This is a genomic window from Geodermatophilus sp. SYSU D00758, from assembly GCF_054049955.1.
In genome coordinates, this window is record NZ_JBJGYK010000013.1 from 18,780 (window position 1) to 34,746 (window position 15,967).

Annotated in this window: 13 protein-coding genes; 11 read left to right on the plus strand and 2 right to left on the minus strand. The window is 76.9% G+C overall.

Annotated features, from left to right (window positions below):
* Positions 1-7: 7 nt before the first annotated feature.
* The 4 genes from ACI8AC_RS11360 (at position 8) to ACI8AC_RS11375 (ending at position 2,023) form a co-directional block, all read left to right on the plus strand.
* Positions 8-334 (plus strand): TadE family type IV pilus minor pilin, encoded by a 327-nt coding sequence (locus ACI8AC_RS11360; RefSeq protein ID WP_456897874.1) that lies wholly within the window; start codon positions 8-10, stop codon positions 332-334.
* Entirely contained in the window at positions 331-690 is a 360-nt protein-coding gene (locus ACI8AC_RS11365; protein ID WP_456897875.1) for an Rv3654c family TadE-like protein, read from the plus strand. The genes ACI8AC_RS11360 and ACI8AC_RS11365 overlap by 4 nt, the downstream gene beginning before the upstream one ends.
* 218 nt (positions 691-908) lie before the next feature.
* Positions 909-1,349: a helix-turn-helix domain-containing protein gene (locus ACI8AC_RS11370; RefSeq protein ID WP_456897876.1), complete on the plus strand. Its 441-nt coding sequence runs from the start codon at positions 909-911 to the stop codon at positions 1,347-1,349.
* The gene (locus ACI8AC_RS11375) at positions 1,346-2,023 is read left to right on the plus strand and encodes a cyclase family protein (protein ID WP_456897877.1); all 678 of its coding nucleotides are present in this window, start codon (positions 1,346-1,348) and stop codon (positions 2,021-2,023) included. The genes ACI8AC_RS11370 and ACI8AC_RS11375 overlap by 4 nt, the downstream gene beginning before the upstream one ends.
* Before the next feature lie 11 nt (positions 2,024-2,034).
* On the opposite strand, the gene ACI8AC_RS11380 is transcribed toward ACI8AC_RS11375, so the two are convergent.
* Positions 2,035-4,677: a DEAD/DEAH box helicase gene (locus tag ACI8AC_RS11380; protein ID WP_456897878.1), complete on the minus strand. Its 2,643-nt coding sequence runs from the start codon at positions 4,675-4,677 to the stop codon at positions 2,035-2,037.
* 209 nt (positions 4,678-4,886) lie between these two features.
* On the opposite strand from ACI8AC_RS11380, the gene ACI8AC_RS11385 reads away from it, so the two are divergent.
* From ACI8AC_RS11385 to ACI8AC_RS11405, 5 genes are all read left to right on the plus strand, one after another.
* Complete coding sequence (locus ACI8AC_RS11385; protein WP_456897879.1) at positions 4,887-7,148, plus strand: sodium-translocating pyrophosphatase; 2,262 nt, start codon at positions 4,887-4,889, stop codon at positions 7,146-7,148.
* 168 nt (positions 7,149-7,316) lie between these two features.
* Positions 7,317-7,634, plus strand: a complete 318-nt coding sequence (locus ACI8AC_RS11390) for a hypothetical protein (protein ID WP_456897880.1) — start codon at positions 7,317-7,319, stop codon at positions 7,632-7,634.
* Positions 7,631-9,157 (plus strand): alpha/beta hydrolase, encoded by a 1,527-nt coding sequence (locus ACI8AC_RS11395; RefSeq protein ID WP_456897881.1) that lies wholly within the window; start codon positions 7,631-7,633, stop codon positions 9,155-9,157. The genes ACI8AC_RS11390 and ACI8AC_RS11395 overlap by 4 nt, the downstream gene beginning before the upstream one ends.
* Positions 9,158-9,489: 332 nt before the next feature.
* Complete coding sequence (gene topA, locus ACI8AC_RS11400) at positions 9,490-12,426, plus strand: type I DNA topoisomerase (RefSeq protein ID WP_456897882.1); 2,937 nt, start codon at positions 9,490-9,492, stop codon at positions 12,424-12,426.
* Positions 12,427-12,431: 5 nt separating this feature from the next.
* A complete protein-coding gene (locus ACI8AC_RS11405; RefSeq protein ID WP_456897883.1) occupies positions 12,432-13,196 on the plus strand; it encodes a class I SAM-dependent methyltransferase in 765 nt (254 codons plus the stop codon).
* Here ACI8AC_RS11405 and ACI8AC_RS11410 read toward each other — a convergent pair.
* Positions 13,175-13,972 carry a trans-aconitate 2-methyltransferase gene (locus tag ACI8AC_RS11410; RefSeq protein WP_456897884.1) on the minus strand — a complete coding sequence of 266 codons (798 nt, stop codon included), beginning with the start codon at positions 13,970-13,972 and terminating at the stop codon, positions 13,175-13,177. The two genes, ACI8AC_RS11405 and ACI8AC_RS11410, sit on opposite strands and share 22 nt — an antisense overlap.
* Before the next feature lie 35 nt (positions 13,973-14,007).
* On the opposite strand from ACI8AC_RS11410, the gene tmk reads away from it, so the two are divergent.
* Together tmk and ACI8AC_RS11420 are read left to right on the plus strand one after the other, a co-directional pair.
* On the plus strand, positions 14,008-14,763 hold the full coding sequence (gene tmk / locus ACI8AC_RS11415; protein WP_456897885.1) for a dTMP kinase: 756 nt from the start codon (positions 14,008-14,010) through the stop codon (positions 14,761-14,763).
* Complete coding sequence (locus ACI8AC_RS11420) at positions 14,760-15,944, plus strand: DNA polymerase III subunit delta' (protein ID WP_456897886.1); 1,185 nt, start codon at positions 14,760-14,762, stop codon at positions 15,942-15,944. The genes tmk and ACI8AC_RS11420 overlap by 4 nt, the downstream gene beginning before the upstream one ends.
* The last annotated feature ends 23 nt before the right edge of the window (positions 15,945-15,967 follow it).

The following is a 15,967-nucleotide window of genomic DNA, read 5'->3' on the forward strand; positions in this document are numbered from 1 at the left end:
GGCGGGGATGGTCACCGCGGAGACCGCCGTCGTGCTGCCCGTGCTGCTGGTGGTCCTGGCCGGTGCCGTGGCGGCGGTGACGGTCCTGGCAGCGCAGCTGCGCTGCGTCGACGCGGCGCGGGAGGGGGCCCGGGCCGCCGCGCGGGGTGAGGACGCGGCGGTCGTCGTGGCGCTGGCCGAGCGGGCCGCACCCGGCGGTGCGGTGGTCACCGTCGGGTCCGGGGCGAGCGAGGTCGTGGTGCGGGTGGCCGTGGAGGTCGCACCGCTGGGGCCGGCGCCGCTCCGGGTGCCCGTCGCGGCGGAGGCCGTGGCGGTACGGGAGCCCGGCGGGTGACGCACCGGCACCCGGAGCGCGGGTCGGCGACCGTGTGGGTGGTGGCGCTGGCCGGTGTGCTGGCGGCATTGACGCTGGCCCTCGTCCTGGTGGGTGCGGCCGCGACGGCGCGGCACCGGGCGGGAGCGGCCGCCGACCTGGCGGCCCTGGCCGCCGCGGTCCGGGCCGTGCGCGGCGACCCCGGCGCGTGCGCCGCCGCCACCGCGGTGGCCGGCGCCAACGGGGCCCGGATGCGCTCCTGCACGGTGACCGACGACGCCGTCGTCGACGTGGCGGTGGAGGTCGCCGTCCGGCTGGGGCCGCTCGGGGTGCGGCCTGCGGTGGCACGGGCGCGCGCCGGGCCCGTGCCACCGTGAGCGGCGGCTACGCGGCCGCGCCGGGGTCGGGTGGGAGGTGCTCGTGAACGGCCAGCCAGCGCCCCCCGCTCGCACGCATGCGCTCCTCCGGGGGATGAGGCGGTGGACACCACCGGGGCGCGCCGAGGCTGGAGGGTGGTTACCTGACGGGTACCAGGAGTTCCGCAGTGGCACCGGCATGCTGAAGCCGGTACGGCACGACGGGCGAGGGGCGGGGGATGGCCGGGGAGGTCCGGCGGCTGGCGCGGCCGCACGACCCCGCGGAGGCGTTGGTCGGGGCCCGGCTGCGGGCGGCGCCGCAGGCGGCCGGGCTCACGCTCGCGGCGGTCGCGGCGCAGGCCGGCCTGACCAGGGGCTTCCTCAGCCGGCTCGAGGCCAACGAGGTCTCGCCGTCGGTCGCCTCGCTGGTCACGGTGTGCGGCGTCCCCGGCATCGGGGTGGAGCAGCTGTTCCAGCCGCCGGAGACCTCGCTGGTGCATGCCGCCGATGCGCCGCCGATCCACCTCGGCCGGCAGGGGCTCCGGGGGGTGCTGCTCACGGCGGGCACCCAGCGCGAGCTGCAGGTCATCCGGATGCCTGGAGCCAGCCCGCACACGTGGGTCAACCCGTCGGACACCGAGCGGTGCCAGGTCCTGTGGGCCCTCACCCCCGCCCCGTGACCGGGCCGCGCATCGGGCGGGTCGTCGACCTCTCCCACCCGCTGGACGACGACACCCCCGTCCACCCGGGGGACCCGGTCGCCCGCCTCCGCCCGGCCGCGACCCTGGCGGCGGAGGGCTACAACCTGCTGCACGTGCAGATGGGCTCCCAGACCGGCACCCACGTCGACGCCCCGTACCACTTCCTCGAGCACGGCGCCCGCATCGACGAGCTGCCGCTGGAGCTGTTCCTGGGGCCGGCCGTCGTCGCCGACGTCCGCGGGAAGCCGCCGCACGGCCGCATCGGGTGGGCCGACCTCGCGCCGTACGCCGACCGCGTGGGCCCTGGCCGCATGCTCCTGCTGCGGACCGGCTGGGACCGGTACTGGGGCACAGACGCCTACCTCGAGCACCCCTTCCTGACCGGGGACGCGGCCGAGCGCCTCGTGGCCGCCGGGGTGCGGACCGTGGGGCTGGACGCGCTGAGCCTGGACGAGACCGTGGTCGGCGGGGAGCCGGCGGACGGGTTCGCCGCCCACCTGGCGGTGCTGGGCGCCGGCGGGGTCATCGTCGAGAACCTGCGGGGGCTGGACGCCCTCGCCGGCTCCGATCCGGTCGTCAGCGTGCTGCCGCTGCGCCTGACCGGTGCCGACGGCGCCCCGGTCCGCGCGGTGGCCTTCGACGTCGAGGGCTGAGACCGCACGGCTCAGAACACCAGGTCGTCCTCGTCCGGGTCGGGCGGTACCTCGTGGTCGGCGGGCCCGTCGGCCGGGCGCGACCGGTCGGGAGGCGCGCTTCCGTGGGGCCGGGGCGCGGTGCGGACCTCGGGAGGTGCGGCCGCGGCGTCGTCGTCCCCCGACTCCCCCTCCTCCGCGAGGTCGTCGTCCCCCGACTCCCCCTCCTCCGCGAGGTCGTCGTCCTCCGTCTCCCGCGCCTCGGCCTGGTCCTCGTCCTCCGGTGCCCGCTCCTCCGCGGTGGCGAGCTCGTCGAGGACGACGTCGAGCACCCGGACCGCGCCGTCCTTGTCCAGCGGGTCGTTGCCGTTGCCGCACTTCGGGGACTGCACGCAGGAGGGGCAGCCGCTCTCGCACTCGCAGCTGGCCACGGTCGCCCGGGTGGCCTGCAGCCAGCGGCGGAGGGCGTCGAACCCGCGGTCGGCGAAGCCGGCGCCCCCGGGGTGGCCGTCGTAGACGAACACCGCCGCGGTACCGGTGTCGGGGTGCAGCGCCGTCGACAGCCCGCCGAGGTCCCAGCGGTCGCAGGTCGCCAGCAGCGGCAGGATCCCGATCGCCGCGTGCTCGGCCGCGTGCAGGGCCCCCGGCAGCGCGGCGTCGTCGACCTCGGCGCGCTCGACCGCCCGGCCGTCGAGGGTCAGCCACACCGCACGGGTGCGCAGCTGCCGCGGGGGCAGGTCGAGGGGGAACTCGGCCAGCACCTCGCCGGTGCCCTGCCGCCGCCGCTGGTAGGCCACCACCTGGTTGGTGACGTCGACGGTGCCGGTGTGCGCGGTGACGGCGCCGAGCCGCCGGGACCGGTCGGTGCCGACGATCGCAAGGTCGGTGACGTCCCGGGCCACCGTCGTCCACTCCGGGCTGTCGGCGTGCACGACGGCGCAGGCGTCCTCGACGCAGAACTCGTCGACGACGTAGGTCTCGCCGCGGTGGACGTAGAGGGCGCCGGTGTGGACCGTGGCGTGCGCCGCGCCCCCGTCGACGGTCCCCAGGAGGCGGCCGGTGCCCCCCTCGATGATGGAGACCGGCTCCAGGCCGCTGCCGCGGATGTCCACGTCGGGGCGGCCCCGGCCGGCCCAGTACCAGCCCGCCGGGCGGCGGCGGAGCAGGCCCTCGGCGACCAGCTCCGCCAGCCGGGCCTCGGCCGCCGGCCCGCCGAAGTCGGGGAGGTCGGCCGGGACGAGCGGGAGCTCCGCGGCGGCGCAGCACAGCTGCGGGCCGAGCACGTGCGGGTTGGCCGGGTCGGTGACCGTGGCCTCGACGGGCCGGCCGAAGACCGCCCGCGGGTGGTGGGCGAGGTAGTGGTCCAGCGGGTCGTCGCGGGCGACGAAGACCACGAGCGACTCGCGCTGCGCCCGGCCGGCCCGGCCCGCCTGCTGCCAGAGCGAGGCCAGCGTGCCGGGGTAGCCGGCGAGGACGACGGCGTCCAGGCCGGCGATGTCGATGCCAAGCTCGAGGGCGTTGGTGGTGGCCACCCCGAGCAGCTCGCCGGCGGAGAGGGCCCGCTCGAGCTCCCGCCGCTCCTCGGGCAGGTAACCGCCGCGGTAGCTGTCCACCCGGCGGGCCAGGTCGCCGCGGCCGCGGTCGAGGAGCACCCGCCGCGCCTGGTCGGCCACGGACTCCGCGCTGCGCCGCGAGCGGACGAAGGCCAGCGTCCGCGCACCCCGCTCGACCAGGTCGGCCAGCAGGGTGGCGGCGTCCGCGGCGGCCGAGCGGCGCAGCGGGGCGCCGTGCTCACCGGTGCGCTCGGTCAGCGGCGGCTCCCACAGGGCGAAGGTGGCGCCGGGCCGGGGCGAGCCGTCGTCGGTCACGGCCACCACGGGTTCACCCACCAGGCGGCTGGCGGCCTCCGCCGGCTCGGCCACGGTCGCCGACGCCAGCAGGAACACGGGGTCGGCGCCGTAGCGGCGGCAGATCCGCCGCAGCCGGCGCAGCACGTGCCCCACGTGCGAGCCGAACACGCCGCGGTAGGCGTGGCACTCGTCGACGACGACGTAGGTGACCCGGCGCAGCGTGCTCGACCAGCGCTGGTGGGCGGGGAGCACGCCGCGGTGCAGCATGTCCGGGTTGGTGACGATCCACCGCGAGTGCCGGCGCACCCAGTCCCGCTCCTCGGCCGGGGTGTCGCCGTCGTACGCCGCGGGCCGCACCGAGGGGTCGGCCAGGGCGGCCACCGAGGCGAGCTGGTCACGGGCGAGGGCCTTGGTGGGGGCGAGGTAGAGGACGCAGGCGCGCGGATCCTCGGCCAGCCGGGTCAGGGCGGGGACCTGGTAGGCCAGCGACTTCCCCGAGGCGGTGCCCGTCGCCACCACCACGTGCCGGCCGTCGCGGGCCAGCCGGGCCGCCTCGACCTGGTGGCGCCACGGGCTGCCGACCCCGGCGGCGGCGAGCCGCTCGCGCAGCGCTGGGGGCACCCACTCCGGCCAGGGGGCCGTGCGGCTGGGCCGGGCGCGGACGCGGTGGACGTGGGTGACCGGGTGCTCCTCCTCGGGTGTGCCGGCGAGGACGTCGGCGAGCAGGTCCGCGCCGGGCAGCGCGGGACCCGTCGGGAGGGGCCCACCCGGGGGAAGGGGGTCCGCGCCGGGGGGAGCCGAGCGGACCGGGTGGAGCGTGGTCACCCCACCACTGTCACACCGCGGGGCAACCCCGTGCGTGCGTGCGGTCCGCGGCCACGGGACGTCCGCGGAACGACGACACACGGTGTGATCTCCCTTACACTCACGCGGCACCCAGGCGCTCGGGAAGCCTCCCCGGGCGGCTGGACGCCGACCTCCGCCGACCGGAGCGCGTGTGCCCCGGGGGCTGCCGACCCACTTGGAGGGAACACATGCCGGACAGCGCACTCTCCGGCGGGGACATCGTCCTGGTGACGATCGTCCTCGCCATCTCGATCGCCGCCCTCGCCTTCGCCGCCTACCTGGTGCGCGCGGTCATGGCCGCGGACCAGGGGACGCCGACGATGCGCGACATCGCGCGGGCGGTGCAGGAGGGTGCGGCCGCGTACCTGCGCCGCCAGTTCCGGACCCTCGGCGTCTTCGCCGTCATCGTGTTCCTCCTGCTGCTCGTGCTCCCGGTGGCCGACGGCGGGTGGGGGACCCGCATCGGCCGGGCGCTGTTCTTCCTGGTCGGGGCGCTGTTCTCCGCCCTGGTCGGCTTCATCGGCATGACCCTTGCCACGCGCGGCAACGTGCGGGTGGCCGCGGCCGCCCGGACCGGCGGCTACCGGCCCGCCTTCCGCATCGCGTACCGGACCGGTGGCGTCTGCGGGATGATCACCGTCGGCCTCGGCCTGTTCGGTGCCGCGCTGGCCCTGCTGCTGTTCGACGAGACGGCGCCCGTCGTCCTGGAGGGCTTCGGCTTCGGCGGCGCCCTGCTGGCGATGTTCATGCGCGTCGGCGGCGGCATCTTCACCAAGGCCGCCGACGTGGGCGCCGACCTCGTCGGGAAGGTCGAGGCCGGGATCCCCGAGGACGACCCGCGCAACGCCGCCACCATCGCCGACAACGTCGGGGACAACGTGGGCGACTGCGCGGGCATGGCCGCCGACCTCTTCGAGTCCTACGCCGTGACGCTGGTGGCGGCGCTGATCCTGGGCCAGGTCTTCTTCGGCGCGGTGGGCATGGTCTTCCCGCTGACCGTCGCGGCCATCGGGATCATCGCCTCGGTGGTCGGCATCCTGGCCAGCAACCCGGGCAAGAACGACTCCAGCGGGCTGGCGCCGATCAACCGCGGCTTCTTCACGTCCGCGGTGGTCTCCCTGGTGCTGGTCGCGGCGGCCTCGTTCACCGTGCTGCCCAGCGTCGCCGACGTCCCCGACTCGGTGGTCAGCCCTCAGGTGCTCGGGTTCGTGGCCGTGCTGGTCGGCATCGTGCTCGCCGCGGCGATCCAGCAGCTCACCGGCTACTTCACCGAGACCAGCCGCAAGCCGGTGCAGGACGTGGGGCGCAGCTCGCTGACCGGCCCGGCCACCGTCATCCTCTCCGGCATCTCGCTGGGCCTGGAGTCGGCTGTCTACGCGGCCCTGCTCATCGGCGCCGCCGTCTACGGTGCCTTCCTCATCGGCGGGGGCGCCGCCCTGTACGCCGTGGCGCTGGCCGGCTGCGGTCTGCTCACCACCGCCGGGGTCATCGTCTCCATGGACACCTTCGGCCCGGTCAGCGACAACGCCCAGGGCATCGCCGAGATGTCCGGTGACCTCGACGAGGACGGCGCGCGGGTGCTCACCGACCTCGACGCGGTCGGCAACACCACCAAGGCGATCACCAAGGGCATCGCCATCGCCACGGCGGTCCTGGCGGCCACGGCGCTCTTCGGTTCCTACAACGCGCAGATCGCGGTGGCCCTCGAGGAGGCCGGCACCACCCTCGACGACGCCTTCAGCCTGGTGAACCCGAACAACATCGTGGGCGCGGTGATCGGCGCGGCCGTCGTGTTCTTCTTCTCCGGGCTGGCCATCAACGCCGTCTCCCGGGCGGCCGGCCGCGTGGTGTTCGAGGTGCGCGAGCAGTTCCGCACCCGCCCGGGGATCATGGACTTCAGCGAGCGGCCGGACTACAGCCGGGTCGTCGACATCTGCACCAAGGACTCGCTGCGCGAGCTGGCCACCCCCGGCCTGCTCGCCGTCCTCGCCCCCGTCGCGGTCGGCTTCGGTCTCGGCTTCGGCCCGCTGGCCGCCTACCTGGTGGGGGCCATCGCGGCCGGCACGCTGATGGCGGTCTTCCTCGCCAACTCCGGCGGCGCCTGGGACAACGCCAAGAAGATGGTCGAGGACGGCGCCTTCGGCGGGAAGGGCAGCGAGGCGCACGCGGCGACCGTCATCGGCGACACCGTCGGAGACCCGTTCAAGGACACCGCCGGCCCGGCCATCAACCCGCTGATCAAGGTGATGAACCTGGTGGCGCTGCTCATCGCCCCGGCGGTGGTGGGCATGTCGGTGGGGGACGACCAGAACACCGGCCTGCGGGTGGCCATCGCGCTGGTCTCCGTGGCCGTGATCGTCGCCGCGGTGGTCGTCTCCAAGCGGCGGTCGGTCGTCGTCGGCGGCGCACCGGCGCACACCGACGACGAGCTGACCACCTCGGCCCCCTGATCGCACACCCGGCAGCCTCCGCCCGGCCCGCGCCGGGCGGAGGCCGCCGGCCGCACCTGTGGACCGGTCCGAGACCTGTGGACGCAGCGGACGGGGTCGTCCCGGTCGCGGCCTAGCGTCCGCCCCGCGCCGGCCGGGAGTGGCCGGCCGGAGCCGGAGGTGCCCTGCGTGTCCACGACGATCGCCGCCCAGTTCGAGGCCATCGAGGCGCTGGCCGACGACCTGGCCGCCCTCGCTCGCGACCTGGACGACGACGCGGGCCTGTGCCGCTCGACCGCGGGGTCGCTGGGCGCCGCGCTGGGTGCGGCCGCCGGCGGGCCGGCGGCCGAGGCGGCGCAGGCGTGGGCGCTGCTGCTCGGCCTCGTCGCCGGGCACACCGGCGCGCTGGCCGGGACCCTGCGCGACGCGGTGGCCTCCTACCGGCAGCTCGACGCGGCGCTGTCCGACCGGGCGCTGGCCCGGCGGGCCGGGGCGGGGGCGCCGTGAGCGCGCCGCTGACCGAGGTGGCGGGCTGGGACGTCCCGCTTGTGCGCGGGGCGGTGTGGACGCTGTCGGCGGTCGCCGACCGGCTCCCCGCCTGGCGGGGTCGCACGGAGGCGGTCGGCCGGGCGCTCGGGGACACGGACTGCTGGTACGGGCCGGCCGGCACCGCGGCAGGGGCGGCGCTGACCGAGGTGTCGACCGTGCTGATGGCGGTGACCGGCGCGCTGACCGGCTCGCTGGACCAGGCCCGGGCGCTGCTGGCGGCGGCCACGACGGCGCAGGACCTGGCCGCCCGGGCGCTGGCGACGGCGGCGTCGGTACCGGTGCGGCTCGACGACGCCGGCCGGCTGGTCGACCTGGGCCCGGCGGCCGGTGCGATCGGTGGTGGGGCGGGCGCCGACCCGTTGGTGCCCGGGCTCGACGTCGAGGACACCACCACGGCGCTGCGCGCCCAGCAGCTGGCCGAGGAGGCCCTCGAGGCGGCGGCGCGCGCGGTCCTGGCCGCCGCGGCGGCCGCCGACGCCCTCGCCGCCACGGGTGTGGGCCCGTCCGGCGGGCCCGTCGGCTTCCCGGCGCTGAGCGGGCTGGTCGGTGCGCCGCCCGCGCCGCACCCGACCCTGCTGCTCGGCGCGCCGCCCGGGCAGGTCGCCGCCTGGTGGGCCGGCCTGTCCACCACCCAGCGGGAGCGGGCGATCCAGCGCACGCCGGTGCTCGTCGGGTCGCTCGACGGCGTGCCCGCCTGGGCACGGGACGAGGCCAACCGCAGGCTCCTGGACTCCGTCCTCGCCGATCCCGCCGCCCCCGGGCACGCCGTCGCCTCGGCGGTCGCGCGGGAGGTCGCCGCGCGGGAGGACGCCGGCCAGCAGGTGCAGCTGTGGCAGTTCCGGCCCGCCGAGGAGCTGGTCGCGCTGGGGCTCGGCGACCTCGACACCGCCGACGTGGTGGGCGTGCTGGTGCCCGGCGTCGGCAACGACCCGGCGGGGGACCTCGGCGAGCTCGCCCGAGACGCCGCGGCGATCGGGGACGCCGCCCTCGCCGCGGCCCCCGGCCTCGCCGTCGCGACGGTCGCCTGGCTGGGCTACCGGCCGCCGTCGGTGCTCGGTGCACCGCTGCCCGGGGCGTCCTGGCACGGCGGGCGGGGGCTCGACGCCGCGCTCGACGGGCTGGCCGCCACCCGGCCGGACCGCCCCGGCAGGGTCACCGTCGTCGCGCACAGCTACGGCACGGTGGTGGTGGACCGGGCCGCCGACGAGCCGGGTCTCCTGGCCGCTGACGCCGTCGTGCTGCTCGGCAGCCCGGGGGTGGACAACGACGCCGCGGGGCTGGAGGCGCCGGAGGTGTACGAGTCCTCCTCGCCCGCCGACCCGATCACCTGGCTGGCGGACTGGTTCGGCACCGAGACCGACAACCCGCGCGTGGGTGCCGAACCACTGCCGACCGGGTGGACGACGGGGCACACCGGGTACCTGGATCCCGACGGGCGCACCCTCCCGGCCGTCGGTGAGGTGGTCGCAGGGCAGCGCTGACCCGGGCAGCGCCGACCCGGACAGCGCCGACCCGGACAGCGCCGACCCGAACAGCGCCGACCCGAACAGCGCCGACCCGAACAGCGCGGATCCGAAGAGCGCCGACCCGGCCGAGGCCCCGGACAGCGAGGTCGACGCCCGGGAACACCCGGCGCCGCCCACCCCTTGGAGCGGGGGACGGCGCACCGGCGGCACACCGGCGAGGGGTCGCCGCCCGGACCGACGTTCCGATCGTGGCCTACCGTGGCGTCGCCGAGGGTGTACGCGCAGCGATGGCGTCCGCCCTGGCGCCGGAACCGGCGCCCGCAGCCAGCGTTACCGACAGGAGCACCGTGGCCCCCACGAAGACCGCGAAGACCGGCAGCGAGACCGCCCCGAGCACCTCGGGCGGCACGTGCACGCCCGCCCGCTCGCGCACGGCGGCCGCCGGAGGGCGGCCGCTGGTCATCGTGGAGTCACCCACCAAGGCCAACAAGATCGCCGGGTACCTGGGCGGCGGCTACGTCGTCGAGGCCAGCGTCGGGCACATCCGCGACCTGCCGCGCAACGCCGCCGACGTCCCGGCCGAGCACAAGGGCGCGTCGTGGGCGCGGCTCGGCGTGGACGTCGACAACTCCTTCGAGCCGCTGTACGTCGTCAGCCCCGACCGCAAGCAGCAGGTCACCCGGCTCAAGCAGCTCGTCAAGCAGGCCAGCGAGGTCTACCTCGCCACCGATGAGGACCGCGAGGGCGAGGCCATCGCCTGGCACCTGGTCGACACGCTCAAGCCCCGGGTGCCGGTGCGCCGGATGGTGTTCCACGAGATCACCCCCGAGGCCATCGCGCGTGCGGTGGCCAACCCCCGGGAGCTGGACACCGCGCTGGTCGACGCGCAGGAGACCCGCCGCATCCTCGACCGGCTCTACGGCTACGAGGTCAGCCCCGTGCTGTGGAAGAAGGTCCTGCCCAAGCTGTCGGCCGGGCGCGTGCAGTCGGTGGCGACCCGCATCGTGGTGGAGCGCGAGCGGGAGCGGATGGCGTTCGTCTCGGCCGACTACTGGTCCCTCGAGGGCACCTTCGCCGTCACCGGCGACCGGGCGGCCACCGACGAGGGGGAGCCGGCCACGCTGCGGGCCCGGCTGGTGAGCGTCGACGAGAGCCGGGTGGCCACCGGGCGGGACTTCGACCCGGCCACCGGTCGGGTGACCGGTGAGGTCGTGCACCTCGACGAGGCCGGGGCGCGCGGGCTCGCCGCCCGGCTGGAGGGCCGGCAGGTCACGGTCAGCCGGGTCGACGAGAAGCCCTACCGCCGCCGGCCGTACGCCCCCTTCACCACCTCGACGCTGCAGATGGAGGCCGGGCGCAAGCTGGGCTGGTCGTCGGCGCAGGTGATGCGCGTGGCCCAGCGGCTGTACGAGAACGGCCACATCACCTACATGCGGACCGACTCGACCAACCTGTCCGACGAGGCGATCAACGCCGCGCGCACGCAGGCCCGCCAGCTCTACGGTGACGCCTTCGTCCCCGCCGAGCCGCGCCGCTACGCCAAGAAGGCCAAGGGCGCCCAGGAGGCGCACGAGGCGATCCGCCCGGCCGGCGACAGCTTCCGGACGCCGGGCCAGCTCGCGGCGCAGCTGGCCCGCGACGAGTTCCGGCTCTACGAGCTGATCTGGCAGCGCACCGTGGCCTCGCAGATGGCCGACGCCGTCGGGCAGACCGTCAGCATCCGGCTGGCCGGGCGCAGCAGCACCGACGAGGCCGTCGAGTTCACCGCCAGCGGCCGCACGATCACCTTCCCCGGCTTCCTGCGGGCCTACGTCGAGTCCCGGGACGAGGGCGCCACCGGCGACGACGACCACGGCAGCGACGACGCCGAGCGCCGGCTGCCCCGCCTGTCGCGCGGCGAGCAGCTGGACACCCGCGAGCTGGAGCCCAAGGGGCACAGCACGACGCCGCCGTCCCGCTACACCGAGCCGAGCCTGGTGGCCCGGCTCGAGGAGCTCGGCATCGGCCGGCCCTCGACCTACGCCTCGATCATGCAGACGATCCAGGACCGCGGGTACGTGTGGAAGAAGGGCTCGGCGCTGGTGCCCTCCTTCGTCGCCTTCGCCGTGGTGAACCTGCTCGAGCAGCACTTCGCCGCGCTGGTCGACTACGACTTCACCGCATCCCTCGAGAACGAGCTCGACGAGATCGCCAGCGGGGAGCTGGGCCGGGTCGACTGGCTGACCGAGTTCTACTTCGGTGGCGCCGGCCGGCACGCCGGCGGGATCGCCGCCTCCGGGGGGCTCAAGCAGGTCATCGGCCAGCAGCTGGAGGAGATCGACGCCCGGGGCGTCAACTCCATCCCGCTGCGCGCCACCGGGCCGGGCGGCGAGGCGGTCGTCGTCCGGGTCGGCCGCTACGGCCCCTACCTGCAGGTGGGCGGCGAGGACGGCTCCCGCGTGAGCCTGCCCGAGGACCTCCCGCCCGACGAGCTGACCCAGGAGAAGGTCGCCGAGCTGCTGGCCGCACCCTCCGGTGACCGCGAGCTGGGGACCGACCCGGAGTCGGGCTTCCCGGTCGAGGTGAGGGCCGGCCGCTACGGGCCCTACGTGACCACGGTCGTCCCCGAGGGCAGCAAGGAGGCCCCGCGGACGGCGAGCCTGTTCTCCTCCATGTCACCGGAGACGGTCACCCTCGAGGAGGCCCTCCAGCTGCTGACGCTGCCGCGCACCGTGGGCACCGCGCCGGACGGCGAGGAGGTGCAGGCGCTCAACGGGCGGTACGGGCCCTACCTGAAGAAGGGCAGCGACTCCCGGTCCCTCGACAGCGAGGCCAAGCTGTTCACGGTCACCCTCGACGAGGCGCTGGCGCTGTTCGCCCAGCCGAAGCAGCGGGGCCGCCGGGCCGCGGCCGCCCCGCTCAAGGAGCTCGGGGTGGACCCGGTCAGCCAGGGGCAGGTGACCGTGCGGGAGGGCCGGTTCGGGCCGTACGTGACCGACGGCGAGACCAACGCCAGCCTGCGCAAGGGCGACGACGTCGAGACGATCGGCCTCGACCGGGCCGCCGAGCTCCTCGCCGACCGCCGGGCGCGGCCGAGCACCAAGAAGGCCACGCGGAAGAAGGCCACCGCGGCGAAGAAGACCACGGCGAAGAAGACCACGGCGAAGAAGACGACAGCGGCGGAGAAGGCCACCGCCGAGAAGGCCACGACGACGAAGAGCACTGCGACGAAGAGCACGGCGACGAAGAAGGCGACCAAGGGCACCGCGGCGGCCACGGGGACCGACGCCGTCCCGGCCGGCTGAGGCCGGTGCCCACGGGCGACCTCGGCGCCGAGGACTGGCAGCGGCGGCGGAGCTCCTTCGGCTCCGTCGCCGCCGCGTACGCCGCGTTGCGCCCGGGTTACCCGCCCGAGGCGGTCGCGGCGCTCCTCGGAGACCGGCCGCTCCGGGTCCTCGACCTGGGCGCCGGCACCGGGCTGCTGACCGGCGCGCTCCTGGCCGCCGGGCACGAGGTCGTCGCCGTCGACCCGGCCGGGGAGATGCTCGCCGAGCTGCGGGTCCGGCACCCGGGCACCCGCACGCTCGTCGGCGGCGCCGAGCACGTCCCCCTCGCGGACGGCGCCGTGGACGCCGTCGTCGCGGGGCAGGCCGCGCACTGGTTCGACCCCGTTCCGGCCGCCGCGGAGATGCGCCGGGTGCTGGGCCCCGGCGGGGTGGTGGGCCTGGTGTGGAACACCCGCGACGAGACCGTGCCGTGGGTGCGGGCGCTGGGCGAGGTGCTGGCCGCCGAGGCCCGCGACCACGAGGCCGACCAGCGCGTCGTGGCCGCGTTCGCCCGCCAGCTGAGCGCCACCGCGACCCACACCCGATCCCGGTTCGTCCAGCGGGTGACGCCGGACCAGGTGGTCGCCGGCATCGGCACCCGCAGCTACGTCGCCACCATGGACGCCGAGCGCCGCGCGGCCTTCCTGGACCGGGTGGCCGCCGTGCTGGCCGGCCACCCCGGCACCCGGGGGCGGGCGCAGCTGGAGCTGCCCCACCGCACCGACGCCTACCGGCTCGTCCCCGCCTGACCGACGGCGAACACCCGGCGGAACGGCAGCACGGTCGTCCCGTCCGGCCGGCGGGGGTAGGCCTCCCGCAGGAGGGCGGCGTAGGCGGCGGTCAGCTCCGCGGCCTCGTCGTCGGCCAGCCGGGCGAGGACCGGACGCAGCACGGTGCTGCGCACCCAGGCCAGCACCGGGTCCTCGCCCGTGAGCACGTGCAGGTAGGTCGTCTCCCAGGCCTCGGCGGCCAGCCCGGCCGCCTCCAGCACGCCCAGGTAGCCGGCCGGGTCGAGCACCGCGTCGGCGGCAGGCGCGGCGTCGGCCAGCCGGCCGGCCCACCGCGGCGCCCGGCACAGCCCGGCCAGGAGGGCGTGCGTCGGCGCGGCCTGGTTGCCGGGCACCTGCAGGGCCAGCCATCCGCCAGGGGCGAGGTCCGCGGCCCACCGGCGCAGCAGCGCCGGGTGCCCCGGCACCCAGTGCAGGACGGCGTTGGTCACCAGGACGTCGACCGGCTCGTCCGGGCGCCAGTCGCGCACGTCGGCCCGCAGGTAGCCCACCCGGCCGGGCCGGGCGTGCGCGGCCGCCGCGGCCAGCATCTCCGCCGAGGAGTCGACGCCGGTCACCACCGCGCCCGGCCAGCGGTCGGCCAGGGCGGCGGTCAGCGCACCCTCCCCGCACCCGAGGTCGACGACGACCGCGGGGGCCCGGGCGCCGACCCGGGCCAGCAGGTCGGCGAAGGGACGGGCCCGCTCCCCGGCGAAGCGCAGGTAGCCGGAGGGGTCCCAGGCGCCGGAGCGGTCCACGCGCCGACCGTAGGCCCGCGCGGCCGGGATCGTCGGTGCCGGCCGGTAGCGTGGCGGGCGGTCGCACCCCACCGCCGAGGAGCCCAGCGATTCCCGAGTCCGACGACGGCCGCCCCGTCCCGCCCGTCGAGACCGCCGGCCGGGCCGCCGACCCCTCGACCCGGCCGGGGCTGTTCGTCGCCTTCGAGGGCGGCGAGGGCGCGGGCAAGTCCACCCAGGTGCGGCTGCTCGTCGAGTGGCTGACCGGGCAGGGGCGGCCCGCCCGGGCGACGCGGGAACCCGGCGGCACACCCGCCGGCGCCGCCGTGCGGGCCATCGTGCTCGACCGGGCGCACACCGGCCTGGCGCCCCGCGCCGAGGCGCTGCTCTACGCCGCCGACCGGGCGCAGCACGCGCACGCCGTTCTCCGGCCGGCGCTGGCGGCCGGGGAGGTCGTGGTCACCGACCGGTACGTCGACAGCTCGCTGGCCTACCAGGGGGCGGGGCGGACCATCCCGGTGGAGGAGGTCCGCGCGCTGTCGGCGTGGGCCACCGGCGGCCTGGTCCCCGACCTCACCGTGCTGCTCGACCTGCCCCCGGAGGCGGGGCTGGCCCGGGCCCGCGGGCGGGCGGTGGCCGACCGGCTGGAGTCGGAGTCGCTGGCCTTCCACCGGCGGGTCCGGGAGACCTTCCGCGCGCTGGCCGACGCCGCGCCGGGGCGCTACCTGGTCCTCGACGCGGCCCGACCGGCGGAGGAGCTGGCCGCGGCCGTCCGCGGTCGGGTGGGGGAGCTGCTGGGGGTGCGCGCGTGAGCGACGGGGTCTGGGCGCAGGTCATCGGGCAGCCGGCGGTGGTCGCCGAGCTCCGGGCCGCGGTGGCCCAGCCGGCCGCGATGACCCACGCGTGGCTGTTCACCGGCCCGCCCGGCTCCGGCCGGTCGGTCGCCGCGCGGGCCTTCGCCGCCGCGCTGCAGTGCCCGGACGGCGGCCTGCACGCCGACCCGGGCGCCTGCCACTCCTGCCGGACGGTGCTCGCCGGCACCCACGCCGACGTCCAGACCGTCGTCCCCGAGGGCCTCTCGCTGGGCGTGGCGGAGGTGCGCGAGCTGGTGCGCATCGCCGGGCGGGCGCCGTCCCTGGGGCGCTGGCAGATCGTGCTGGTCGAGGACGCCGACCGCATGACCGAGCAGGCGTACAACACCGTGCTGAAGATGCTGGAGGAGCCACCCCCGCGCACCGTCTTCCTGCTCTGCGCCCCGAGCCTGCACCCCGAGGACGTCCCGGTCACCATCCGCTCGCGGTGCCGCGTGGTGGGCCTGCGCCAGCCGCCGGTGGACGCGGTCGCCGACGTCCTGGTCCGCCGGGACGGCGTCGACCCCGCGCTGGCCGCCTGGTCGGCCGCGGCCGCCGGCGGGCACGTCGGCCGGGCCCGGCACCTCGCCCGCGACGAGGCCGCGCGGCTGGCCCGCAAGGCCGTGCTCGACGTCCCGCTGTCCCTGGTGTCCCTGGCCGCCTGCCTGAACGCCGCCGACGACCTGGTCAGCGCCGCCAAGGAGGAGTCCGACCGGGCCGTCGCCGAGCTCGACGGCGCCGAGACCGAGGCCGTGAAGGCCTCCCTGGGCGTGGGGGCCCGCGGGCCGGGCGTGGCCGCGGCCAGCCGCGGGGCCGGCCAGCTCAAGGAGCTGGAGAAGCGGCAGAAGAGCCGCGCGACCCGGCTCGGCCGGGACTCCCTGGACCGCGCGCTGGTCGACCTCGCGGCGCTCTACCGCGACGCGCTCGTGCTCGCCGTCGTCCGCGCCGAGGGCGGGGAGCCGCCGACGCTGGCCCACCCCGACCGGCGCGCCGACGCCGAGGTGCTCGCCGCCCGCATCGGGCCGGAGGGGGCGCTGCGCCGGATCGACGCCGTCCTCGACTGCCGGACGGCGCTGGCCCAGAACGTCAAGCCGCAGGTGGCGGTGGAGGCGCTGACGGTGGCGCTGCGGCTGCCCACCTGAACGGTGCGGGGTGGCGCGGGTCG